This window comes from Streptomyces sp. NPDC048392 (genome assembly GCF_043200575.1).
In the GTDB taxonomy this organism is placed as follows: Bacteria; Actinomycetota; Actinomycetes; order Streptomycetales; family Streptomycetaceae; genus Streptomyces.
In genome coordinates this window covers 35,068-58,111 of the sequence record NZ_JBICYB010000037.1, presented here as the reverse complement: position 1 = coordinate 58,111, position 23,044 = coordinate 35,068, and the positions used below count along the sequence as shown (strand labels likewise).

At 69.1% G+C, this 23,044-nt stretch carries 25 protein-coding genes; 7 read left to right on the top strand and 18 right to left on the bottom strand.

Annotated elements, in window-relative coordinates; genetic code table 11:
* Positions 1 to 122: 122 nt before the first annotated feature.
* The 3 genes from ACGFYH_RS31820 to ACGFYH_RS31810 are packed head-to-tail and all read left to right on the top strand — an operon-like array spanning position 123 to position 3,126.
* Entirely contained in the window at positions 123 to 488 is a 366-nt protein-coding gene (locus tag ACGFYH_RS31820; protein ID WP_393806637.1) for a secondary metabolite protein, read from the top strand.
* Entirely contained in the window at positions 485 to 1,693 is a 1,209-nt protein-coding gene (locus tag ACGFYH_RS31815; protein ID WP_393806636.1) for an MAB_1171c family putative transporter, read from the top strand. Before ACGFYH_RS31820 ends, ACGFYH_RS31815 begins: the two co-directional genes overlap by 4 nt.
* A complete protein-coding gene (locus tag ACGFYH_RS31810) occupies positions 1,690 to 3,126 on the top strand; it encodes an amidase family protein (protein ID WP_393806635.1) in 1,437 nt (478 codons plus the stop codon). The genes ACGFYH_RS31815 and ACGFYH_RS31810 overlap by 4 nt, the downstream gene beginning before the upstream one ends.
* A gap of 284 nt (positions 3,127 to 3,410) precedes the next feature.
* Here ACGFYH_RS31810 and ACGFYH_RS31805 read toward each other — a convergent pair whose 3' ends face one another.
* Positions 3,411 to 3,845, bottom strand: coding sequence for an NUDIX domain-containing protein (locus tag ACGFYH_RS31805; RefSeq protein ID WP_393806634.1), 435 nt, complete (start codon positions 3,843 to 3,845; stop codon positions 3,411 to 3,413).
* A 529-nt stretch (positions 3,846 to 4,374) separates the two neighbouring features.
* Between ACGFYH_RS31805 and ACGFYH_RS31800 the strand changes: the two genes are divergently transcribed.
* The gene (locus tag ACGFYH_RS31800; protein WP_393806633.1) at positions 4,375 to 4,860 is read left to right on the top strand and encodes a ribonucleoside-diphosphate reductase; all 486 of its coding nucleotides are present in this window, start codon (positions 4,375 to 4,377) and stop codon (positions 4,858 to 4,860) included.
* A 148-nt stretch (positions 4,861 to 5,008) separates the two neighbouring features.
* On the top strand, positions 5,009 to 5,473 hold the full coding sequence (locus ACGFYH_RS31795) for a GNAT family N-acetyltransferase (protein WP_393806632.1): 465 nt from the start codon (positions 5,009 to 5,011) through the stop codon (positions 5,471 to 5,473).
* 59 nt (positions 5,474 to 5,532) lie between these two features.
* Here ACGFYH_RS31795 and ACGFYH_RS31790 read toward each other — a convergent pair whose 3' ends face one another.
* From ACGFYH_RS31790 to ACGFYH_RS31765, 6 genes are all read right to left on the bottom strand, one after another.
* Positions 5,533 to 6,273, bottom strand: a complete 741-nt coding sequence (locus ACGFYH_RS31790; protein WP_393806631.1) for a class I SAM-dependent methyltransferase — start codon at positions 6,271 to 6,273, stop codon at positions 5,533 to 5,535.
* A gap of 21 nt (positions 6,274 to 6,294) precedes the next feature.
* On the bottom strand, positions 6,295 to 7,686 hold the full coding sequence (locus tag ACGFYH_RS31785) for a hypothetical protein (protein ID WP_393806630.1): 1,392 nt from the start codon (positions 7,684 to 7,686) through the stop codon (positions 6,295 to 6,297).
* A complete protein-coding gene (locus tag ACGFYH_RS31780; protein WP_393806629.1) occupies positions 7,686 to 8,453 on the bottom strand; it encodes a hypothetical protein in 768 nt (255 codons plus the stop codon). Before ACGFYH_RS31780 ends, ACGFYH_RS31785 begins: the two co-directional genes overlap by 1 nt.
* Before the next feature lie 40 nt (positions 8,454 to 8,493).
* Positions 8,494 to 9,087 (bottom strand): CYTH domain-containing protein, encoded by a 594-nt coding sequence (locus ACGFYH_RS31775; protein WP_393806628.1) that lies wholly within the window; start codon positions 9,085 to 9,087, stop codon positions 8,494 to 8,496.
* 157 nt (positions 9,088 to 9,244) lie between these two features.
* Positions 9,245 to 9,544, bottom strand: coding sequence for a hypothetical protein (locus tag ACGFYH_RS31770; protein ID WP_267081105.1), 300 nt, complete (start codon positions 9,542 to 9,544; stop codon positions 9,245 to 9,247).
* 73 nt (positions 9,545 to 9,617) lie between these two features.
* Entirely contained in the window at positions 9,618 to 10,127 is a 510-nt protein-coding gene (locus tag ACGFYH_RS31765) for a nucleoside-diphosphate kinase (protein ID WP_393806627.1), read from the bottom strand.
* An 880-nt stretch (positions 10,128 to 11,007) separates the two neighbouring features.
* Here ACGFYH_RS31765 and ACGFYH_RS31760 point away from each other — a divergent pair.
* The gene (locus tag ACGFYH_RS31760) at positions 11,008 to 11,670 is read left to right on the top strand and encodes an NUDIX hydrolase (protein WP_097921547.1); all 663 of its coding nucleotides are present in this window, start codon (positions 11,008 to 11,010) and stop codon (positions 11,668 to 11,670) included.
* Complete coding sequence (locus ACGFYH_RS31755) at positions 11,667 to 12,077, top strand: NUDIX hydrolase (protein WP_267081108.1); 411 nt, start codon at positions 11,667 to 11,669, stop codon at positions 12,075 to 12,077. The genes ACGFYH_RS31760 and ACGFYH_RS31755 overlap by 4 nt, the downstream gene beginning before the upstream one ends.
* 65 nt (positions 12,078 to 12,142) lie before the next feature.
* Here ACGFYH_RS31755 and ACGFYH_RS31750 read toward each other — a convergent pair whose 3' ends face one another.
* The 11 genes from ACGFYH_RS31750 to ACGFYH_RS31700 form a co-directional block, all read right to left on the bottom strand.
* Complete coding sequence (locus ACGFYH_RS31750; RefSeq protein WP_393806626.1) at positions 12,143 to 12,937, bottom strand: methyltransferase domain-containing protein; 795 nt, start codon at positions 12,935 to 12,937, stop codon at positions 12,143 to 12,145.
* Between the two features lie 239 nt (positions 12,938 to 13,176).
* Complete coding sequence (locus ACGFYH_RS31745; protein WP_393806625.1) at positions 13,177 to 14,049, bottom strand: phytanoyl-CoA dioxygenase family protein; 873 nt, start codon at positions 14,047 to 14,049, stop codon at positions 13,177 to 13,179.
* Positions 14,046 to 16,163 (bottom strand): phosphoketolase, encoded by a 2,118-nt coding sequence (locus tag ACGFYH_RS31740; RefSeq protein WP_393806624.1) that lies wholly within the window; start codon positions 16,161 to 16,163, stop codon positions 14,046 to 14,048. The genes ACGFYH_RS31745 and ACGFYH_RS31740 overlap by 4 nt, the downstream gene beginning before the upstream one ends.
* Positions 16,153 to 16,806, bottom strand: coding sequence for an L-threonylcarbamoyladenylate synthase (locus ACGFYH_RS31735; RefSeq protein ID WP_393806623.1), 654 nt, complete (start codon positions 16,804 to 16,806; stop codon positions 16,153 to 16,155). Before ACGFYH_RS31735 ends, ACGFYH_RS31740 begins: the two co-directional genes overlap by 11 nt.
* Positions 16,807 to 16,820: 14 nt before the next feature.
* Entirely contained in the window at positions 16,821 to 17,591 is a 771-nt protein-coding gene (locus ACGFYH_RS31730; protein ID WP_393806622.1) for a phytanoyl-CoA dioxygenase family protein, read from the bottom strand.
* A 79-nt stretch (positions 17,592 to 17,670) separates the two neighbouring features.
* The gene (locus ACGFYH_RS31725; protein ID WP_097921463.1) at positions 17,671 to 18,450 is read right to left on the bottom strand and encodes a class I SAM-dependent methyltransferase; all 780 of its coding nucleotides are present in this window, start codon (positions 18,448 to 18,450) and stop codon (positions 17,671 to 17,673) included.
* A complete protein-coding gene (locus ACGFYH_RS31720; protein WP_393806621.1) occupies positions 18,447 to 19,121 on the bottom strand; it encodes an HAD family hydrolase in 675 nt (224 codons plus the stop codon). The genes ACGFYH_RS31725 and ACGFYH_RS31720 overlap by 4 nt, the downstream gene beginning before the upstream one ends.
* 20 nt (positions 19,122 to 19,141) lie before the next feature.
* Positions 19,142 to 19,519: a hypothetical protein gene (locus ACGFYH_RS31715; RefSeq protein ID WP_393806620.1), complete on the bottom strand. Its 378-nt coding sequence runs from the start codon at positions 19,517 to 19,519 to the stop codon at positions 19,142 to 19,144.
* Positions 19,520 to 19,590: 71 nt separating this feature from the next.
* Complete coding sequence (locus ACGFYH_RS31710) at positions 19,591 to 20,640, bottom strand: enolase C-terminal domain-like protein (RefSeq protein ID WP_393806619.1); 1,050 nt, start codon at positions 20,638 to 20,640, stop codon at positions 19,591 to 19,593.
* Complete coding sequence (locus ACGFYH_RS31705) at positions 20,627 to 21,745, bottom strand: hypothetical protein (RefSeq protein ID WP_393806618.1); 1,119 nt, start codon at positions 21,743 to 21,745, stop codon at positions 20,627 to 20,629. Before ACGFYH_RS31705 ends, ACGFYH_RS31710 begins: the two co-directional genes overlap by 14 nt.
* Positions 21,746 to 21,851: 106 nt before the next feature.
* Positions 21,852 to 23,024 carry an NUDIX domain-containing protein gene (locus tag ACGFYH_RS31700; RefSeq protein ID WP_393806617.1) on the bottom strand — a complete coding sequence of 391 codons (1,173 nt, stop codon included), beginning with the start codon at positions 23,022 to 23,024 and terminating at the stop codon, positions 21,852 to 21,854.
* Positions 23,025 to 23,044 lie beyond the last annotated feature (20 nt).

The following is a 23,044-nucleotide window of genomic DNA, read 5'->3' as shown; positions in this document are numbered from 1 at the left end:
CTGATCTTCTGTCTTCACACACCGATGATCACCGGTGGCCGCACCCGTTCCCGGACCAGCCCCGACCAGCAAGATCGCGATCTACAGCTGGAGTACTAGAGCCCCGTGAGCAGGCACCCTCCGTGTGCGGAGCATGCGCCGTCACGGAGAGTGCCTTCTACGTGTACTACGACCCGCGGACCAGCTGTCTGCACCAGGACCACATCATCGCCCACGAGTTCAGCCACCTGCTGCTCGGCCATCACAAAAACCGCCCGGCGTCCGCGCTCTCCTCGACGATCTTCACCAGCGTCGGTTCGGCCACCGTGGAGATGATGTTGGGGCGCACGAAGTACGACGAGGACGAGGAGCGGGATACCGAGCTTCTCGCCTCGCTGCTCCAGCGCCGGATTATCGACCGGTGGCTGCGCAGCGACGAGTCCTCCGGGGACGAAGTCCAGGACCGGGTCACGCACACGCTCCTGCGCCGACGGGAGGCCCGGCCGTGAAGGACTGGCTCCATCCGATCAGCCTCGTTGTCGCCACGCTCGGCTTCCTCTGCCTCCTGCGGGACGTGCCGACCCGCCGCCGTGATCCCGCCTCCACCGCGCTGGCCGCCGTCTTCCTGCTGTCAGGGCTGTCGTTCCTGTTCTCCATCACACCGATGTGGAACTACCTCGACCGCGTGCTCGGCACCGTCAACCTTTCCGTACCCCTCGCGCAGGGGTGCGTAGTCGCGCTCCTCGCCTGTCAGCAGGTGGTTCTCACCTACTGGGGGTCTCCGCCCGAAGTCGCCCGCCGGCGCAGTCGCCGGTGGCTCAGGGCTGGCTTCGCTGTGATCACCGGGCTGCTGGTGCTGTTCGCTCTGCTGACGCCCAGCGCGCCGCGTCCGATCGACTTCACGCTGTACTACGCGCACGACGGCTGGTACGCCGCGTACCTCACCCTGTACATCACGGCCTACACCATCGGAGAACTGTTCCTCGCCCGCGCCTGCTGGCGCCTGGCCCGCCGCAGCACCCGCGGGTCCGTCCGCGTCGGCCTGCGCATCGTCGCCCTCGGCGCCACCGTCACCCTCGGATACAGCGCAGTCCGCATCGGCAACGTGATCGCCGGCGCCTTCGACACCTCCCTCGCCGACTGGGAAGGCTTCGCCTGGACCTGCGGCGATGTCGGCGCCATGCTCACGCTCATCGGCTGGCTCGTGCCCACCATCAGCGACCAGGCCCAGAGCGTCCAGTACCGGATCAAGCAGTACCGCTGCTACTACGGCCTGCGTCCTCTCTGGCTGGCGTTCTACAGCGAAGCGCCCGAGATCGAGCTGCCGATTGACCGAGTCGACCGGGCCCAGCGGCGTCGCTTTCGCCGCATCTCGATCCGGCTCTACCGCCGAGCAGTCGAGATCCGGGACGGCCGGTTCGTGATCCGTCGGTATCTCGATGCTGCGGTCCGCGAGGCCAGCGAAGCCCATCACCGGGCCCGAGGGCTTCACGGTCAAGATCTTTCGGCCGCCGTCACGGCGGACCAGATCCTCGCCGGAATCGCTGCCCGGGCCGAAGGCACCCACCCGGAGCCCGACCAGCTCACGGAGTTCGCTGACTCCGAACGCCAGACCAGTCGGCCCATGGACGACATCGATGCTCTCCTCGATGTCGCTCGCCACCTGCCACGCCAGCCCGCACGAGCCCCCCACCTTGAGCGAGTCTCCGCATGACGAACGACCTCACCCACCAGCCCGCTCACGTTCAGCTCCAGGCCCTGGACCGCGGCGAGATCTCGAGCCGCGAGCTACTTGACCTCCATCTCGATCGGATCGACGCGAGCCACGTGAACGCCGTCGTCACCCGCGACGACGACGCGGCCCGGACCGCCGCGGGAGCAGCAGACGAACGCCGCGCCCGCAACGAGAGCAGCGGCACCCTCGACGGCCTTCCCCTCACGATCAAGGACAGCTTCGAGACGGCTGGCCTGCGCACCACCAGCGGTGCCGAAGCCCTCGCGGATCACGTACCCGTACGCGACGCCGACGCGGTCGCCCGGCTCCGCCACCAAGGGGCCGTGATCATGGGTAAGACGAATACGCCGGCGTACTGCCAGGACCTGCACACCGACAACAGCCTGTTCGGCCGCACGCTCAATCCTCACGATCCTGAGCGCACCGTTGGCGGCTCTTCCGGGGGCCCAGCCGCCGCGGTCGCCGCTCACCTGACTCCCGCCGACCTCGGCAGCGACCTCGCCGGCTCCCTCCGACTCCCCGCTCACTACTGCGGCGTCTACGGCCTGCGCCCCACGCGCGGACTTGTCCCGGCTCGCGGCCACATCCCCCGCCCGCCGGGATGGATCACCAGCAGCGACATGGTCACCCCCGGCCCCCTGGCCCGCCACCCCCGAGACCTCGGCCTGCTTCTTGACGCGCTGACAACACCGTCGCCCGCCGAGAACAGCCCCTGGCTCGTGAAGCTGCCCACCCCCCGCCGCTCAGTCGGCCAGCTCCACGTGGCGGTGTGGGCCGAGGACGCGAGCTGCCCCGTCGACCGTGAAACTGCAGATGCTCTCGCCGCCGTCGAGCAGGCTCTGGCCTCCGTGGACACGAACGTCGTCCGCACCGCGGGACCGGTCGGCTTCGCTGACTCTCTCCGCCTGTTCGAGCAGCTCCTCCATGCCACCTCGACGGCCGCCACCGACGATGAAGCCGGCGCGGTCGAGCTCGCGGCGGCGTGTGATTTGCACGAGGATGACGCGAGCCCACGGGCCACTTTCCTGCGCCACCGAACGCAGACGCACCGCGTCTGGCTCCGCGCCAACGAGGAGCGCCTCCGGCTCCGGGAGACGTGGCATCGATTCTTCGCCGCCGGCGAGCACGATATCCTCATCACCCCCGCCGCTCCCACTGCGGCGATCCCGGCTGGCTCCCGCGCTCTCACGGTTGACGGCGGCGAGCGGAGCTTCTTCGACCAGACCGGTTGGGCCAACCTCACCAGCCACGTCGGTCTGCCCAGCCTCGTCGTACCTGTTGCGCGAAACGTGGATGGCCTCCCGATCGGCGTGCAGCTCGTGGGACCGGCCTATTCGGACCGGACCCTGCTCGCTCTGGCCGAACACCTGGCGTCGCTTCTCGGAGGGGTGGCCGTGGGGGGCAGCCTTTGACACTGTTGGCCAGCGGCGCGCCGAGCCCTTGTGTCACGGTGGCAAGCAGCCAGAGGAATATGCGGCGCCGACCCGGCGGCCACGGCCGCGCGGGAGGAGCTCAAGGGCTCTTCGTCCGCTGGCTCGCTGCTGCGGAGAACAGGCTGCGGCTCAAATCGATCCCCCTCGTTCAGGCGGTCGGGTACCAGCTCGATCTGTTCGATCTCGATCGGGTCGTGCTGCTCGGCGGTGCGGTACATCGGCTGCCTCCTGGGTCTGGGGTGGGGCCGTGACCGGATGGGGGATTAGTCGTACAGGCGTCCCAGCAGGGCACCCTGGCCGGACTGCAGAACGTGGGCGGCCTCCAGCGGGATCCAGAAGCACTCGAAGCGGGTGGGTTCGTTCTCGCCGTCGTGGTCCTCCTGGCTGGCCCAACGCTCCGGTGTGGTCTCGGTCAGCTCCAGGTGGAAGACGTGGCGGTGATGAATCTCGAACCGGTACGGGCTGATGTCGTATTCGGCCTCGCCGAGCTTCCGCACGATCTTGAAGTCCTTTAGGCCGGTCTCCTCGCTGGCCTCCCGCAGGGCCGCCGCCTCCGGCGTCTCGCCCACGCGGATGCTGCCGGCCGGGACCTGAATACCGACTTCCTCGTAGCTGTAGTCGGTGTGCCGAAACACCAGCAGCTCTTCAGCGCGCACGACGTAGCACAGCACCTTGTCCTTGGTGACCTTCTGGGGCACGGACACCTCTCCTGAATGCGGTGGAACGGGACGCGAGACAGCACCCGGCGATCACGGCTCACGGCCGCGTGCACCCCAGTCAGCCAACGGTCGTACTCGGGCAGTCGGCCCCGAGTTTAGATCTCGCTGCAGCACGTCACGAAAGCACGAGGTCTACCGAACTGCCGTACAGGGCACGGGTGATGGCCTGATCGCATCTCTCATCTGGTGATTGTCCCTGCTCGCCCTTCTCTCCTGCGGGGCAGCTGATCCGGAACCAGGCCGCTTGCCGCACAGCAGTGGCCGCGTTTGCAGTTCATCCGCCGGACGGGACAGGAGGCGATGGGCGTGCCGCAATTGGTGCCGACCGGCCGTCACCTCTACGGTGGGAATCCCACATCTTGTGGTCATCGAACATCGGATGCCCATAGGTTGTAGTCGTCGCCCTGTTATGCCCTTTTCGACCACCCAGAGGACACATTCGATGGCGGACCGAACCGTTGACGGCATGGCGCGTACTCAGAGGGTCGGGGCGCACCCCCTTAGACAGGTGCTCCCGCGATCCCCGAGGCGCCTGAAGTCGACGACTCGGTCGTTCGAGGTCGGCGAGGGGAAGGGCTACCTGACGGTCGCCTGCACCGCGGACGGCAGTCCTGCCGCGGTCACGATCTCCATGGCTAAGCAGGGCTCGACTATGGCGGGCCTGATGGACGGCTTCAGTACGACCATCACCCAGGGTCTGCGGCACCAGGTCCCGCTGGAGGCGTTCGTGCGCGAGTACGTCAGCATGCGCTTCGAGCCTGCGGGCCTGACCAATGACCCCGAGATCAAGCAGGCCACATCCGTCCTCGATTACGTCGGCCGGCGTCTGGCGCTCGACTTCCTGCCGTACGACACGCGGGTGGAATTCGGCGTGCTGACGGCCGAAGAGCGCGTGGCCAAGGAGCTCCAGGACAACGTGGGCGACGCAGCGTGGACCGACATGATCGGCCTGGCGATGTCCGCGCCGACCGTCACTAGCCCCCGTCGAGGTTGAGAGCACGACAAGGCGGGGCCGACCCGCGATGCGTTCGCGGGTCGGCCCCTTCGCCTGTACCAGGCCGTGTGCGCCGGTTCAGTCGTCCGTCCAGGTGAGCTAGTGCCGCATCAGGCAACGTTCACCTCGTTCATGTCAGACTGCTCGGATGATCGTCAGACTCGCGGGAGATGAAGACTTCCCCGGCTTCCTTGGCCTGGCGGCCCAGGTCGAGCACTGGTTCGGACCGATGGTGGAGGATGTCGGTTTCCATGACGCTGTGCGCAAGCACATGCGTCGGTCCAGGGCGCTCGTTGCTGTTTCCTCGGAGCCGGATCTCCTCGGCGGGCTGCTATTCGGAGCGAAGGCGTCCACCTACCACGTCCACTGGCTTGTCGTCTCGGAGCAGGCACGGGGGAAGGGCGTCGGTCGTGCACTGATGTCGGACGCGATGCGTAGATGGGTGCAGAGCCCGGGCAGCATTGAGGTGGTCACTTTCGGGGTCGAACACCCCGGTGCTTTCGCCAGCGGCGCGCGTGTCTTCTACGAGCGACTCGGCTTCGCCCCTGCCGAGGCTATCGGTCCAGGGCCGGAAGGCGGTTCCCGGCAGATCTATCGCCGGGCCGTCGCCTGAGCAGTACCGCGGTCGGCTCGTTCATGGTGCTGTGCTCCCTCGTGGTGCCCGTGCTGGGGCTACTTCTTGGCGACCACGTACACGCTGCCCCACTGTCGCTTCGGATTGGCCATCGTGGCGTCGAAGTCCCACGGTTCTACAGTGCGGAAGCCAGCCTCGGTGAATAGCTGTATCAGCTTCTTTTCGTCGTAAGCCCAGAGGTGGGGCGTGTAGTTGGGGGTGTCGTCCTGGTCGCGGAAGGCGTAGTTGATCAGATCGAGGAAGGTGTTGATGTCGCCGCGGCAGTTCCGCTTGGAGTACCACCGTTCCACCATCTCGGTGGCCAGCTCGGGGTTGGCGGGGTAGTGCTTCAGGAGGAACGCGGCGTCGGGTATGCCCGTGACGAGCTGCCCGCCGTCCGCGAGTACGCGGTGCGCTTCGCGGGCGTAGTGCTTGACGGAGCGGGGGTAGTCGATGTGCTCCAGGAAGTGCTCGGAGAACATGAGCTGCACGCTGGCATCGTGCAGAGGGATGCCTTCGCGGATGTCCCACAGGAGGTCGGCGGGCGGGACGGCGTCGATGTTGAAGAAGCCGTCGATCCTGTGGGCGCCGCCGCCGATCTGTACCTTCTGGGGCGTCGTGTCGATGCGGCCGTTCGGCCAGGCCCGGTTGGTGGCCTGGTGGTAGCGGCTGATCTCGAGCTCCTTTGCTGCGGCTCGCAGGGTGCGGGAGAGCCCGTGGCTGGTTGCGGGTTCCTGCAGGAGGGCAGCGATCTGCTCGCGGAGGAGGTCGAGCGAGGGCGCGGCGGGGTGCACGGTCATGTCGTCTCCTGACGGGGCGGATCAGTTCGGTGAGGGTTCGGGGACTGACCATTTGTTGTTGCGCATCAGCGTGTACTTGATGTCCACGAGCCGGGGCGCGATGGTCAGGTCCAGCTTCTCGACGGGGTGCACGCGGCCGGCCTCGTCCCGGACGGCCCGGTAGATGCTGTACTCCAGGTCGGGGTAGGCCGGGTTGATGCCGACCTCCCCCTTGGGCATCGTGCCGTTGAAGGGCGCGATGATGTCCATGTGGTTCCAGTAGTTCCACGCCTGGAGCGCCTTGTGCTGGTCGAAGTAGAAGTAAAAGTCGGGGTAGCGGCCGAAGGTCCGCAGCTCCCGGTGGATGAGGTGGCCGAGCAGCGGCCCCATCTGGGCGGCGAGACTGTCGAACTCCCAACGGGTGTGGCGCCAGCCTTCCGGTATCTGGCCGGGGGTGAAGAGACGCGCGGCGACGAGGTAGCTGATCCGGTCGCGTAGGTAGGCGCGGGCGTGCACGGGATCCACGGTGGTGTCAACGCTGGCCAGGAGCACGTCGAACTTGCCGGGCGCAGGGCGGAACTTCGCGAGGTCGAACCTGCCGGCCATGTCGGGGAAGGTGGCGAACAGCATCTCCTTGTAGAGCCAGTTGTTGAACTCGCCGCGCTCGATGAGCTGCTGGGTGTGGTCACTGGTGGAGTGGAGCATCAGGTACTCGGCCAGGGCCTCGAAGTACAGGTATCCGAGAATGGGCAAGCGCGGGATCGTCTCGTCCAGCAGTTCAAGGAATGACGGGGCGGCGACGTCCGCGCCTTCGTAGACGATGGCTGCCGCGAGGGCGAGGAAGGCGGTGCTGTTCTTGATGCGGCTGACGATCGTCTCGCGCAGCGCGGACCGCTCGGCGTTGGACAGCAGATATTCCAGGTCGCTGTAAATGCTGAGGTGGATCGCGCCCAAGCGCAGGTAGTCCACGCCCGCCAGCCCGCGGTACGCGCGACGGGGCCGGGTGATCTCGAAGATCAGCGGGGTCGGCGTACGGCCTCCGCCGCCCTTGGCCACGAACGCCGGCGCTTCCTTGTTCAGGACGTACTCGGCGAGGTTGTGCATCCGGAACCCACTGCCGTGCACAGTCAGCGGTGCGCAGTAGATGCTGCCGACCAGGCACCCGCCCGACGGGTAGAGAAAGCCGTTCTGACTGATCTCCTCCAGGGCGTGGGTGACGTGCAACAGGTGCAGTGGTCCATCCCCGTTGAGGGTGTCGAAGAGGGCGTTCGTCCGCAGGAGCGCGCCGTGGGGGGTCTCGTCGGCCAGCCGCGATTCCCACCGGGCGGACTGCTCGGCGAGGGGCCCTACCTGGTCGCGGGTGTCGGGTAACAGCGGGGTGTCGTAGAAGGCGTGAGCATCGGCCCACAGGTGGTATGCGTCGTGGGTGTCCATCAGGTGATTAACCCCCGCTGCTCCAGAGCTTTGAGTATGGAGTCCGCGCTGTCGATGCCCGCGAGGTGAGCGGCTTCGGAGGCCACCACGAGCTCGAAAGCCGTGGGGCGCAGGGAAGCGAACGCGGCGGCCCGTACGCGGGTGGGGTCCGGCCACCAGGAGAGCTTCGGGAGGCGGTAACGGTCCAGGGCGTCGGCGGCCTTGAGCAGATCGGTGATGTGCCGGGCTCGCGCGTAGTCGGTGAGGTCGTCCGGGGTGAAGACGTCGTACGGCACGTCGTGCAGCCGGACGGCCGTCGCGACCGAGACGATGCGTTGCGGCGTGGGTGCAGTGTGGAAGTGCGCCCAGACCATGTCGGCGTTGCCCGTCAACCAGATCGCGGCGCGTGCCCCGTGTCCGCGGTCGTCTTTGTCGTGGACTCGGCGGCAGTCGTGGACGGCTGCGGCCATCACGAGCGTCGCTGTGTCGTCTTCGGTCAGGTCGTCGGCGTCTGCGAGAAGCGCGGCCAGGGTGGCGGTGCGCATGGCGTGGCGAACGCCGTGCAGCGAGTCGGCGAGCTCGGAGTTCGCCATCCAGGCGGTGGGAATGGCCGAGCGGTAGACCAGCCGCTGGGAGGTGGCCCGAAGCGCCGGAGTCACTGCGTCGGGGAAGTCCGGCCGGTTGGCTTCGATCCATCGCACGGTGGCGTGGTCGGTGAACTGGTGGTGCGGAAGCTGCTTGCGTGCAGCCAGCTCGACCAAGCTGTCGGCCGGCGGGGTGGTGCTCATCGGGCCTACCCCCTCGGTGGGTCGGAACGGCGGGTATCGCTCAGGTCTGCGGTTCGATCTCCTCGAACGGCATCTGCTGGTCCTTGCGGGCCTGCTCGGCGGACTCGAACGCCGCGGTGAAGTCGGCCAGCTCCTGTTCGCTCATCAGCGTCACACCCAGCTCCTGAGCTGCGGTGGTGACGCGGATAACGGCCTCCTCGCGGGCCGTGTCGCTGGCGTTGTCGTCCAGCAGCACTTCGAACTCGGCGTGGTGGCCCCACGCCTCGCTCCACTTCACGGCGATCTCCACGCCCCGGAAGCGGTAGTTGTGCCGCTGGTTGTACGCCTGGTGCATGTGCGGCTCGAAGCCGAGTGCGTTGAGGACGGTCACGGCCGCAGCCACGTCTTCGCGGGCGATGGGGAACTCGGTCTCCGGGAACGCTGCGCCCTGGCCGATCTTGCTGTGCTTGAGGGTGATCTTCGCCGAGCCGGCGGCGGTGTTGTCCGTGACCTTGAGCAGCTTGTCGGGCAGGACGTAGAAGTAGATGAGTTTGTCGTCGCGGCCCAGGTCAGTGGCTTCGCGCTCCAAGCGGGCGGTGAGCCGGTCGTGGGTCCCTTTGTCGTAACGGGCGCGCATCTCGATCTCGATGGGCAACGGCTCTGTCCCTTCTTCGGGCATGGGTGATCCGCCCGAACCCGCGCAGGCCGTGGGCCTGGCTGGTCCGGTTGGCGGGTGGGATGCGGTTGTGATCGACGGCGGTGCGGTCAGCGTGCGGACGTGATCCGCACCGCCGTATCAAGGCGCGTGGGCGTCAGCCGAGGTCGCCGAAGCGGCTGCGCACGACGCCTTCGTGCAGGTAATTCGGCAGGTCGACGCCTCCGACGGAGGTGCGCTGCGTGGCCACCTGCTCCTCGGTCTCGGCGGGGAAGCCTTCGAGGAGCTGGAGGGTCTGCTTCACCCACTCGCGGGACTTCTCCCAGTCGCCGGCGTCGCGGTGCCGCACGGCCAGAGCGTAGGCCGTCTCCGCCGCGGCCCAACGGTCGGTCGCCAGCTCCTGCTGGAAAACCGACTCCAGTTCCTGGACGGACGCGACACGGGTCTGGTTGGTCATGGTGCCCTTTCGGTTAACGGTGTGCCCCAGTGGTGCTCAACGCTTCGACGTCCCCGTGGTGACGTCGTCCGCCTCAGCAGGCGAAGATCTCCGCGAGCGTGCGGTAGTCGTGCAGCTCGTCCTTGTCGAACCACAGCTCCACCTCCTGTGCGGCCTCCTCCTTGTTGCCGCTGGCGTGCACGAGGTTCGCCACGGCCTTGCCGGAGGCCACGCTGGCGGCCTTGCCGTAGTGCGAGAAGTCCCCGCGGATCGTCCCGGCCGGAGCCTCGTTCGGGTACGTGCTGCCGACGAGCTTGCGCACGGTGGCGATTGCGTCGAAGCCTTCGAGTACCAGGGCGATGACCGGCCCCTGCTGCATGAACGCGGAGGTGAAGTCGTAGACCTCCTTGCCCAGGCGCTCTTCGAGGTCGAAGTAGTGGCGCCGGGTGAACTCGGCGTCCATCTGCTTCATCTTCACCCCCACGATCTTCAGTGCCGCTTCCTCGAACCGGGTGATGACCTTCCCGCCGAAGCCGCGAACGAGGGCGTCGGGCTTGAGCAGCACAAGCGTGCGCTCCACTGTCTGGCTCTGCTCATGGGACATGAGTTCCCTTTCATCTGCCACGCGGGTGATATGACGGTCGCTCAGCGCGTCAGTGATTGAGGTTACCCGCGCCGGATCAGCCGATCGCGCCTGGCAGTTGGGCTACAGCTGACGGTGCCGCCTCACCCTCCTGATACGGACATTCGAAAGCCGAAAAGTGATGCCCCATCGAACGCAGGGCGGCCGGAACCTGGTTGACGGTCGGGCGCGGGCACCGTCGGAGCGAAGCCGAGCGGGGGTGCTCGCGGCAGGCGCCGCAGCCTCGCGTGAGGGAGTCGGGAGGCGGTGCCGGCGCTGGGTGACGGTCCAGTGCGACTGTTCCAGACGGAAGACGTACGGGCGGCACGCGGTAATCACGGCGTCGCCGCTCCGGGCTCCGATCTCCCCGATGATCGCGACGTGGGTCTCCTGCGCGTCGCACCTGCCAGGAGCCCAGTCGAATCGCCCCCACAGATAGAGCGGCTTCACCGCCAACTCCAGCTTCCAGAGGGATAGGTCCCCGTTGGCCGGCTGCGTCCGGTGGTCTGCATCGTGTCCCTCCGTCGTTCGGTTAGTGGCGGCCGGTCCGTGCCGGGCCCGGCACGGACCGGCCTGCTGCCCGAGGCGGTCAAAGCGTGACTCGCGCCCTGGGTCGCGCTCTCGGCCACTTCCAGACCGGATTTCGATCTTCCAACTCGCCGATCTCGCAAGGGTTCTGAACTAGCATGCCTGGGGGCTGCATCGCTCGCGCATTTGTGCGAGAGGGCGGGACCGGTCTGGGGTGGCACGTCTTAGAGTCAACCGGTGTTCGCTCCCCTCCGCCATGAAGCGGCAGTGCAACTAGCTTGCAGTTGAGACGCATTGACCATGCACGTTGCCGATCGGATACGTGAGGGCCGCGATGGAAGTAGTGGATGTCTGGACCGGCCAGCTTGCCTGCACACTCCAATCCGCTCTCCGCATGACCAACGAGTCCTTCGCCAATCGTCTGGGCATCTCGTCACGAACTGTCGCCACCTGGCACTCCGACCCCGACGTCATCCCGCGCCCGGAGATGCAACAGCTCCTCGACTCCGTCCACGAGGACGCGCCGGCCGCTGTCCGTAAACGCTTCGCGCTGATGACGGCGGGCACAGGCCAGGCAGACGCCGCGGCCACGTTTCCCAAGGCCCAGGCCCTGCGCGTCGCCATCGCTGTCGTCGTCCGCGACGCCGACGTTCTGCTGGTCTGCCGCCGCGCCGAGGACGTCTCCGGGATCACCTGGCAGTTTCCCGCGGGCGTCATCAAGCCCGGCGTCCGACCTGAGACAGCGACCATCCGCGAGACGCTGGACGAGACCGGTGTGCATTGCACCATCCGCCAGCGCCTCGGCGAGCGGCTCCACCCAGTGACTGGCGTGCACTGCGTGTACTTCCTGTGCGAGTACCTCGCTGGGGACGCGATGAACAGCGATGCCGTGGAGAACGTGGACGTGACGTGGGTAGCCAAGAGCGCAGTGACCCGCTTCATCCCCGTCGACAACATTTACCCGCCGATCCTGGAAGCACTGGAGGAAGACGTATGACTGAGCAGACGGCAGCGGAGCGGCCGGGCATCTCCGCTGCGATCGTGGTCCACGAGAACCGCGTCCTGATGGTGCGGCGCAGGATCTCCGAGGGCCAATTGTCATGGCAGTTCCCCGCCGGCGAGATCGAAGACGGGGAGACTTCCGAGCAGGCGGCCGTACGTGAGACACAGGAGGAGGTCGGACTGGCCGTGATCGCAGTCAAGCCCCTCGGCGAACGGGTCCACCCCAAGAGCGGAAGGAACATGTCCTACACCGCCTGCGCGGTCACCTCCGGCACCGCTTACGTGGCCGACAAGGACGAACTGTCCGAGCTGAAGTGGGTTGCGCTGGCAGACATCCCGGAACTCGTTCCGTACGGCCTCTTCGAGCCGGTGCAGGCGCATCTCGACAGCGTGCTGACCTAGCTGTCGGCGGGAGGTGAGGGTCTACATCAGCTCCTCGAACATGTGCTGGAGCCGCCGAGGGACGGTCATGCTGACGCGCCGGTGGGCGGGGAGGTGTCGTTGTCGGCTGACTGGTGCCTATAGACGGACACATGGTGCGTGCTGGTCGCGGTAAATGGGGAGCCCTCCCAGTCGGCGGTCCGCCGTTCCAGGCGAAGGCCAGCCAGCTGCGCCATCAGGTCCATTTCGGCGGGATAGGCGTAGCGCATGACGTTCGGCAGAAGATGACAGCCATCCGGGCCGACGAGTACGTCCTGGGCCCGGACGACCTGGTGCACGGGGTCGTGCACGAACGCGGACCATTTCAGGTGTTCCTCGCTCAGTTCGCGGACGATCATCTGCTGGCGTTCGGAGGCCATGCCCGAGGCGTGCGGGACAGCCGCTTCGACGACGAATCCCCCACGGGGAGTTAGGTGTTTGGCCGCGCTGCGGAAGCAGCTGACCTGGTCCTCTTGTTTGGTCAGCAGGAAAAGCGCGCTCGCTATGACGTAGACGAGTGGGTAGTGCGTTCCGAGCTCGAACCGGGCCATGTCGCCGATCCGCGCCTGGACAGGCGAGCGCCCCTCGGGGGTTTGCTCTTGGTGCTCTTCGAGACGGCTGATCATCTCCTGGGAGGCGTCAAGGCCGAAGACGGGTGTACCCCATTCGGCCAGAGGAAAGGCGACGCGGCCGGTTCCGATGCCGAGCTCCAGGGCTGCGCCGTCCCCGGCGAGGTCGGAGAGGGCGGAAGCCGCGGCGGTCGGGTCCGAGTTACGGGTGTCCACGTCGTAGTACGGGGCCCAGTGGTCCGAGCGGGTGGTTTGCTGGTGCAGGTTTTCCATGATCTCTCCTGTGGCCCTAGGTGAACTCTGGTGCGGGTGTGTGCGCTCTAGTTCTGGTTGGGCGGCGCTGCGCGAGTACGCCGCCGCCGAGCAGGGACGACAGCTTCGCCGGTCTGAAGCGCCGAGGCAGGCGCTTGGTCCTTTGCGGCTCAAGGTCCGGGAACGGTTACTCCGGTGGGGTGCTGGGCGTGGTGTTGGCGCGGGGGCGCCAGTTCCGGGTGGCCGCCACGTTGGGCGACTTACAGGAGCTGGCCCACGGCGATGAGTTCGCCGACTCGCCCCTCGGCGGTCTCCCACCAGGAGCGGATGGGAGCGGCTCCGCTGCCCTTGGCGAGTGATCCGTCCGGGCGGCGGTCGGGTAGGCCGAGGAGCTGCTGCTCGATGGGGGTGAGGGCGGGGTCCCTCTGGAGATGGGTGGCGGGGTCGTCGACGGGGTGGAGCCAGCGGTATCCGTACTGGAGCATGAGGGCGAGGCGGGAGCGGCCGGAGAGGTTGATGCCTCCGGTGTGCCAGGTCCGGTTCTCGAACAGGACGGCGTCGGTTCCGGCGATGTCAGGCGTAATAGCGCTGGGCGGGTCGATGGCGCCAGCGGGGACGACGGGTTCCTCGGTGAGGCGGTGGCTGCCGGGGAGGAACATGGTCAGCCCGCAGTCGGGGGCGACGGGGGTGAGGTAGTAGGCGGCCTTGATCGCCATGCGGGGGGTGTGGGGGAAGCCGAGGTCGGCGGTGACGCCGTACATGTCGCGGTGCCATCCGTGGCGCTCGGGGATGCGGATAGTGCGGGGCGGACCGCTGGGCAGGGCGATGAGGTGGGCCGACAATAGGTGGATGTTCGGGCTGAGGAGCTGGACGACGGTGGGCAGGACGGCCGCGTTGGCGAGGAGCGGGAGGAAGGCACAGTCGAGGTTGAGGCATCCGCGGAAGCCGTCCTTGCCGTCGCCTCCTCGGTCGCGGCCCTGGGTGATGGCGCTGGCCAGTAGCCGCTCGGCGGCGGTCAGGAGCCGGTCGCGCAGGTCCGGGGTGATCGCGTCGCGGACGATCGCGTACCCGTCGCGTTCGAACGTGTCGATGGTGCCGGCGTCGGGGGTGACGGGTGGGAGCGGGGCGCTCATGCCGGTATCTCCTTCGGGAGGTCGGTGAGGGTGGTGGCGAACTGCCACAGGCCGGGGTCGTCGAGGCCGCAGAGCTGGAGGAGACGGGTCTGGGAGACGGGGTGGCCGGGGTCGCGGTAGCCGAGGACGGTAAGCCGGGGCCCGGGGTGGCGGCGTCCGAGGAGGGCGTGGATGTCGGCCGGGTGCCCGCTGGTGGCCAGGACGATCGGTGCCCGGGTGCCGAAGTGGCGGGCGAACGCCTCCGGGGCGAGGGCGAGAGGGCGGGCGCCGTCCTCGGCGAGGACCGTGAGGTCGTGGACGTGGACGTACCGCAGGCGCAGGCCGGGGCGTTCGGCGCGCAGCCGCTGAGCGAGGGTGGTCAGGGCCTCGGCGGGCAGGTCGCCGGCGGAGGCGAGGATCAGGTCGGGCTCTCCGGGGCCGGGGTGGGTCAGATGGGGCCAGATCGCGATGCCGTGCCGCAGTTCCTCGTCGAGGGTCTCCAGCGGGTGGTGGACGACCGTGTGCTTGCCGGCGACGACGATCGTGCACCGGCCGAGCTTGCGCAGGGCGAAGGTGAGGGCGGCGGCGGCGCGCCCGGAGTCGGCGGGGGTGAGGACGTGAAGCGTGGGGTCGCCGCCGGCCAGAAGTGCCGTAGTCAGGCTGGGGTTTTGATGGGTGAACGTGTTGTGCCAGCCCAGGCTGGTCAGCAGGTAGACCAGGCTGGGCAGCGGGGCGAGCCCGGCGTGACGGCGCACGGACCGGTGCTTGAGCTGCTGCTGGATGAGGCTGAGGGTGATCGGCGCGAACGCCTCGTAGGTGGCGACGAGGGCGTGCCGGCCGGTCTCCGTGTAGCCCTGGGCCCAGGCGTGGCACAGCTCCTCGCTGAGCACTTCCACCGCCCACGGCACCGGGCGTCCGTGCTCGTCGGCGAGGTCGAGGCGGTTGGAGGCCAGCTCGTCGGGGCTGAACACGCGGAACGGTCCCTGCTCGGCGCGGGCCCGCAGGACCTCGGGGACCACCTGCGCGAACGGGCGCCCGGCGGCGCGGGCGGCGACCTGGGCGGAGGCGGCGACGCAGCCGCGCGGTGCCGGGAGGCAGTCGGGCTTGGGCCGGGGCAGCGGCAGCGCGGGCAGCAGATGCGGCCGGGGCCGGCCGCTGGAGGTGAGGAGCTGGGCGGGCTGGTACGAGGCCAGCCAGTCGGCGAGCGCGTCGAACTCGGCGGGCACACCGGCTGGGTTATGCAGCGGCGTCTTGTGGACCGCCGGGGTGCCTGCGAGGCGGGCGGGGACGCCGTGGCCCTTGTCCAGGGTGAGCACCAGGACGCTGGAGGGCCCCGGAATGCCCAAGGGCTGGGCGGCGCCGAGTGCTTCGGCTACCGCCTGGCGGAGCTGGCCGATGTCGAGCCCGTCGCTGTAGACGGGCCGGTGGCCAAGGCCGGTGAAATAGGCGGTGAGTTCGGCGCGGCCCAGGGTGGCCAGCACGCTCGGTCCGCCCATGCGCATCCCGTTGAGCAGGACGACGGGAAGGACTGTGCCGTGGTCGCCCGTACCGTGCAGCGCGCGGGTGGCGAGCCACGAGGCGGCGGTCGTCCCGGTCTCGCATTCTCCGTCGCCGATCAGGACCAACGACAGCCGGTGGGGCGCGTCGAGGACCGTGCCTTGTCCGATCGCGAGGGCGGGACCGAGCTGGCCTCCGGTGTGCAGGTGGCCGGGGATCATCGGGGTGATCTCCCCGCCGACGCCGGGCAGGGGGAAACCCGTGAGGAGTTCGCGCAGCCCGGCCGCGTCCTGGCGCAGGTGAGGATGGGCATGGCCGAGTCGGCCGGTGAGGTAGGCGTGGGCGAGGGCGGAGGGCCCGGCGTGCCCGGCGCCGTGCAGGACGTGCAGCTCGTAGCCGTCGGGGACGGCCGCCTGGAGCGGGCCCAGGGCGGCGAGCATCCGGTTGGTGGGCGGGCACACCCCCCAGTGGCCGGCCGGTCGCGTCTTGACGTCGCCCGGAATCAGGGGCCGGGCCAGGAGCGGGTTGTCGCGCAGGTAGAGCTGGGCGAGACAGAGGTAGTCGAGCGCGTCGGCGACGGCGGCCACCGAAGCGTCGGGCACTAGGCGGTTCGTCCGGCGGGCGAGGTCAGCCCACATGCGGTCCTCCAGCCGGGGCGAGAGCGGCTTCGACGGTGCGGGCGTGAACGGTGCCCTCCCGCTCCAAGCGCGCGGCGGTGCCCATAGGGCAGTCGACGATGGTCATGTGCCGGCCGTGCGGGCAGATCCCGCCGTCGACGACCGCGGCGATACCGGCCCCCGTGGCCCGTTCGAAGGCGGCGACCTGGCCGACTGTGAGCGCCGGATGGTCCTCGTCGCCGGCGGCGGGGGTGGAGATGCTGCATACGGCGGCGGCCAGCGGCTCGCCGGCCAGGGGAACCAACTGGCCCAGGACCCCGTCGGGGCATCCGACGAGCGCCGGGGAGCCCACCGCCGCGATGGGCTCCACCCCCGGCTTCCACGGAAGACGCAGCGCGAGGTCCCCCGGCCACAGGCCGCAAGCCAGCAGACGGGCGTCGTCGCTCAGGTCGAACAGAGCCTCGGCCGTGTCCGGGGAGTCGAGCAGGAGCAGCAGCGGCTTGGCGGTCGGGCGTTGCTTGGCGCGGAAGACAGCGTTCGTGGCGGTCGGGTCGGCGGCGCGGACACACAGCATGTACCAGCGGGGGGTGGGCACGGCGACCACCTGCCCGGCGGCCAGGAGCCGGGCGGCGTCGGGGAGTTGGTCGGGCGTGAGGACGTCCACGATGCTCGGCCCTTTCACGCGGTGCCGGGGCGGGTGAGGGCGGCGAGCGCCGGGTACTCCAGCCACGGGTCCGACAGGGCACGCAGGGCGAGGTCGGTGTGCTGGGCGTGGTGGACGCGGAAGTACGCCATCACCCTCGGGGTGCTGCTGGTGTTGATGCCGACATGGTGCGGGACGAGGTGGTGCATCGTGACCACGTCGCCGGGCTCGGCGGTGAAGGCGGTGCCGTCCTGGGCGTCGATGTCGTCGGGGGTCTGTGCCGGCTGCCCCAGGGCCCAGTCCGTGGCGAAATACCGGGCCATCTGGTGGTGCCCGCCGGGCACGTAGTGCAGAGCGCCGGCGTCCGCAGTGGCGCTGCCGTCCAGGACGACGCCGACGATGAAGGTGAACGTGCGCAGGTCGCGGGGTTCCAGGTGGGGGCAGGAGACGCCGTCGACGTGCATTCGCTTCACGGGCTGCTGCGCGCCGTGGGGCAGCCGGATCTGGATCTGCGCCCGGGTGACCGGGGCGGTCCTCGCGGGCCGCAGGAGATCCCCGGCTAGCTCCGCCAGGCCGCTGTGCTGGTAGACGGTGAGGAGGTCGGGGTGCTCCTCCAGCTCGGGGGCGAAGCTGCGTTCGGTGTAGGCGGTGAGCCGCGCGGGGTCGTACGCCTCGGCTAACCAGTCGCTGACGAGGTCACGGGCCCGGGACAGGACTACGCCGTGGACCAGGCCACGGCGTATGAGGACGCCGTCGTCGATGAACTGGCGCCGCTCGTCGTCGCTCCACGTCAGAGGTCGGGGCATGGTGGTTCTCCTTCCGGAGGGACGGGGCAGAGAGCCGGGGCGGGGAGAGGGGCCGCCCCGGCGAAGAGGGAGGAGCGGGTTAGCCGCGTCGGCCGAGGACGACCTGGAAGGAGGCGTGCTCGATCAGCCCGCCTGCGGCGGTGTGCTCGTCGAGCAGAGCTCGGGCACGGCGCTCGAAGTCCTCGACTCGCTCGCCGAACAGCGGCCGGGCGGCGAAGGAAGTCGAGTACAGGTAGCCGATCACGGTGTCGGTGGTCCACTCTCGCTCGACGGCGATGGTGTGCTCCTCGACCTGGCCGAAGGCGGACTCGGCGAGGATCTCGCTGTATGGCCGGTCGTGTGCCTCGTACTTCTTGCCCACTCCGGCTCGCCGCTTCTCGCCCAGGTACTCCTGGATCAGGGCGCGCAGGGCGTCGGTCCACTCGGTGCGTGCGGTCCACAGGCTGCCGTCGCCCATGACGGCGACGGTCGCGTCCGGCGCGGTCATGCCCTCCAGACGCGACAGCACCACCTCCTGGTCCATCCAGTGGAACGCGCGGCAGACCGTGACGAGATCGGCCCGGGTGGAGGAGAGCGGGGTGAATTGCTCGGCCGAGGCGTTGTGCAGGCGGACGGTGACCGGCAGCCCGGCGAGCGCCTTGTCTGCCTCGGCGAGCATGCCCGCGTCCTGCTCGACGACGTCGATCTCCGTCACCGTCCCGGCCAGGGCGAGGGGGACCTGTCCGGTGCCGGACCCGAGGTCGAGCAGGGCTCGGTGTTCCTTGCCGGCCACCCGCCGCGCGAGCAGCTCGACGGCCTCCTTCGGGATGCCGGGCCGGTAAGCGGCGTAGAACGGGGCGGTGGCGTCGAACTGGCTCACGGGATGATGCTCCTGATCGTGTGGGTTGGCGGAAGGACTGTCTGCTCTATGTGCCCGACCGCGCGGGCGAGGTCCGGTACGACCGTGACCCGCCCGGGGTGCTCGGCCAGCAGCCGGAGGGCTTCGGCCGACGGCGGGTGCGGGGTAATCCACAGAGCCTGGGCTCCGGCGGCAAGGGCACCGCGCACGTCGTAGTCGAGGCTGTCGCCGACGTGCAGCACCTCTGCGGGATCCCGGCCGTGCAGCGAGGCAACAGTCTGCACAGCGCGTGGGTCGGGCTTGGCGAACCCGAGCTGCCACGAGGGGTGGTGGGCCCGGAGGTGCGGGGCGAGAAGGGCGGCGACGTCGGTCTCCCGCTCGTCCCAGTGGCTCACGTTCGACAGGGTGACCACCGGCACGACCTGCGCGATCCGTGCCACCGCCACAACCGCGCCGGGCCACAGAGCGAAGTGAGGCGGGCGGTGGTCGTGGGGGAAGGCAGACGGCGCGAGACCCAGAGCGGCGCACACCGTCTGCGGCCCCGCCGCATCACGGCGCGGGTCCAGGGCGTGCAGGATTCGCTGGGCGGCCCGCTTCGCCTCACGGGCCGGGAGCGGGGACAGCTCCACCAGGCGCTGCGTCAGCGTTGTCCCTGACGGCTCGCCCAGGGTGTATCCGACATCGAGGCTCACCAGCCGCACCCCACCCACGTTCACGATAGACCCGCCAGAGCCGCGATGATCAGGCCGATCCGCTCGGTGCGCACTGGCCCGGAGCCAGCTTCGCTAAGGAAGGTCAGCAGGTGCCGGGCTTCGGCCGGCGACCAGCCGCTGGTGTCGACACCGGCCTCGGCAGCAGCCTGGGCGAGGTCGTCGGGGATCGTCGGCGGGCGGGCGCCGTGCGGAATCAGCAAGGTACCGCCCCACTCCTCCCCGTCCTGCGACTGGGGCAGGACGGGGACGAGGGGTGCCAGAACGGTGATGTCGTCGAACGTGAGGATCCGGACAGGGAGGTCGGGCAGGCGCACCGGCTGGTCGAGGCGAAGAGTTGTCGACAGGAAAGTGTCGTGTCCGCTCAGCCGCTCGTCCACGACGAGCAGGACGGCTCCTTCGCGCCGCTCCAGTCGTCCGCGGACCACTAACTCACCTGTGTGCCTAGGCATTACCAGCGCACCTCCATCCCGAGACCGGGCCGGTCGGGAAGAGCCACATGCCCGCCCTCCGGCCGGAGCGTGCCGCGCAGCGTCCGCTGCCGGCGTGGCTCCCACACCACCTGGTACTCCACCGCGCCCGCCGCGTGAGGGAAGGCTGCGGCCAGGTGCACGGCGGGAAGGAACGCCCGCCCGTGCAGATGGACGGGCACCCCGGCATCGTGAGCGACGCCCACCCAGTCCCGCGCTTCGGTGATGCCGCCGCACCACACCGCGTCGAACGTGAACGCCTCCGGTCGGCATCGCCTCAGCAGGACTGCGACCTCCTCCAGGCAGGACAGCCGCTCGCCCACCGCGACCGGTAGACCTTTCGTCTGCCTGCGCAGAAGTGTGTAAGCGGCCAGATCGGTCCGGGGGAGCGGGTCCTCCACCCAGCGCACGGCCTCCGGGATGAGTCGTCGTGCAACTTCCCTGGACCGTGTGGGGCCCCATGTGCCCAGGGCGTCCACCGCCACGCTCTGACCCGCCCACTTCGCCGCCCGTTCTGCCAGCAGTGCCAATTCGTCGGCTTCTGCCTCGCGCAGCGCCCATTTGGTGAAGGCGAACCCCTGGCCAGCGGTGGCCTTGACCGACTCGATGGCCGAATCCGCGTTCAGGTCCAGGGAGAGCCAGGAGGCGTAGACAGGCACCTGCCGTGCGGGACTCTCGCTGAGCAGGGCCGCGACCGGGAGGCCGGCGAGGTGCCCGTGCAGGTCCCATACCGCGCAATCCAGCGCCCCGACCGCCCAGCGTCCGAGCCCCGCCGCGTGCGGACCGAGTTCGGCCAGGAGTCTGCGCAGCAGACCGTCGTGGTCGACCACCGGGTGGTGCAGAGCGCTCTGCCCGAGCCGGGTGGCTACCAAGGCGGCGGGCAGCTCGTCGACCGGAGCGAACACGCCGGCCACCCCGCCGGACTCGACCACCACCGCGAACTGGCTGTCGCCGCCCTCCCACGGGCCCGCCACGTTTTCGTCGAGGCGCTCGACCCTCACCCGGTCGATGGCCGGGTCAGCGAGGCCCATCGACGAGGTCCTCTCCCGCGTAGGTGAAGTACCACAGCGGTCGGTAGCACTCCCAGCCCACCGGCTGCAGCCCAGTCTTCGCCATGGCCCGCTCGATCACCGTACGTGCCTGCAGGTAGTACTTCAGGCTCTCCGCGCCCGGCGTCCGCATCCCCTGCATGATCACTGTGTGTGCCTGGAAGACCTGGACGTTCGGGAACGCCGTGACCTCACCCGCCAGCTCGTTCACCCCGCGCATGAGGTCCTCCATCGGGTCCAGGCCGACGATGTACGTGTACGAGGTGTCCAGCCCTGCCTTCCGCGCCCGCGTCAGCAGGCGCGGCATCTGCTCGGGGCCAAGGTCGGCTTTAGTCGCTTTCATCAGGGCCTCGCGCCGGGTGAAGTGCTCGGTCGTCAGCCTGAGCACGAACGGCGAGACCTGCGATGCGATGGTCTCGAACGCCTCGTCGGTGCGCAGCACGGAGGTGAGGAAGCCGATCCGAGCCGTGACACCGGCCCGCTGCAGAGCGGGGCGTAAGGCGGTCAAGTGCGCGACGGCGGCCCCCTCGCGCTCGAAGCAACCGGTGGAGACGGTGACCTCCTCCAACTCGGCCAGGTTGCGGCGGGGGTGCTGCTCGCCGAGGGCCCGCAGCAGAGCGTCGAGCCCCTGGTCCTCCTGCATCCTCGGGTCGGCGGCGGCCTCCAGGGTGTTCGGGCACCAGCCGCACCCGACGCACCGGCTGCGGGCGTTGGGATTGAGGGTCGCGGCACGCCCCTCGTTTCGGAAGTACCCTCCGACCGCCTCGTCGGCATCGATGCGCTCGACGTGTGCGACCACCTCGCCGTTCAGCGACAGCTCGTCACCCCGGAGCCGGAACGGGCTGGCCGGCTGGTTCAGCGGAACGATGATCTGCCAGGCAACGTCGGGGCGGCGCACGAGGCGGAGGTTGACCCTGGCCCGGTGACGGTCCTGGGCCGAAGTGATCCCGTACAGGTTGACGGCGATCAGCAGCACGTCCTCGACGGGGACTTTGTGGCGCAGGGCGGTCTGCTCCAGATCATGCAATCGGCCGGTGCCGACGGCGCCGTCCGAGGATATGGGCCGGCGCATGGAGAGATGTGGCATGGAGGACTCCAACTTGATCTTGAGTGGTGTGTGTTGCTACAGGAGCGCGGCACCTACCTCGTGTCGCGGCAGATCATCGGTGTCGGCCGTTGTGCTAGTGCACCGACTACTCGGCTGGGGCGAAGGTGGTGAAGTGCGCCGGCGGGTGGTCGATGGGCAGGCTGGGCCGCCAAGAGGTGAGGATCTGGGCGCTGCAGACGAACAGGCCGTCGGGGAGCTGATCGAGCGGATACCACGCCCAGTCGCCGACGCTCTCCTCCGGCTGCGTGGCCGGTTGTCCTTGCCAGGCGTGGACGAGCGCGCCGACGGTGATCCGCAGGACACCTTCGACGTGGTCGACAAGCGTGCCCAGGAGTCTCACGTCGCCGCGCCGAGCGACCAGACCGGATTCCTCGGCGAGCTCGCGGATGACCGCGTCTTCGAAGGTTTCCCCGGCCTCTACGCTGCCGCCGGGCAGTTCGAGTGTTCCGCGGCTGTGCCGGCCCAGCAGGATGCCCCGTTCGCTGAGCAGGATCGCGCCGACGCCGACGGCCGCGTGGGCGGCCGGCGCTCGGGTGCTGCGGGGTCGGCTGGAGACTCGCGCGGGCCGGTTGGGAAGGCGCCGGGCGCGGATGAGCTGCTGGATGACCGAGGCGCTCTCGTCGGGGTGCGGGAACAGCTCGATGGCCTCGACTCGGAAGCCGTATTCGGTGAGCAGGTCCTCCCACAGCTGCGGTGCCAGGACCCACATCTGCGTCGGCAGGGGCGGGTCGTCGCGCAGCAGGATCATCTGCTCGCGCGGTGCCACTTCCGTGGACGGACCGCGGCCGTGCAGGTCGGTGTGGAGGAGCGAGAGGATCAGAGGTGCGCCGGGGCGCAGGCCATCGCGCAGGGCCGGCAGCGAGCGGTGCGGATCAATGAAGGAGAGCGTTCCGATCGCGTACGCGGCATCGAACGGCTCGACTCCGGCCAGGTACTCGGTCACGTCCGCCTGGACGAACTCCACGCCCCCTACGTCCGCGTGGGCGGAGACTGCGCGTTCGTGCTGGGTCGGGGACAGCTCGATGCCGGTGACGCGGGCTCCGTGAGCCTGGGCGAGATGGACGGCGTGGTGTCCAGCCCCGGAGCCGATGTCCAGGACACGGCGGCCGGCGACATCGCCGAGGACCTCCGCTCCCGGTCCGATCCCTTCCCAGGGCGTCCAGCCGAGCCGGTCGGGGATGGGCGGTGTGTAGGCGCGGGCCATTTGGCGCTGGCCGTAGATCTGCCAGGCCCGGGTGTTGGTGTCCTCGGCGGGCACGGTTGCCTCCTGATAGGGAT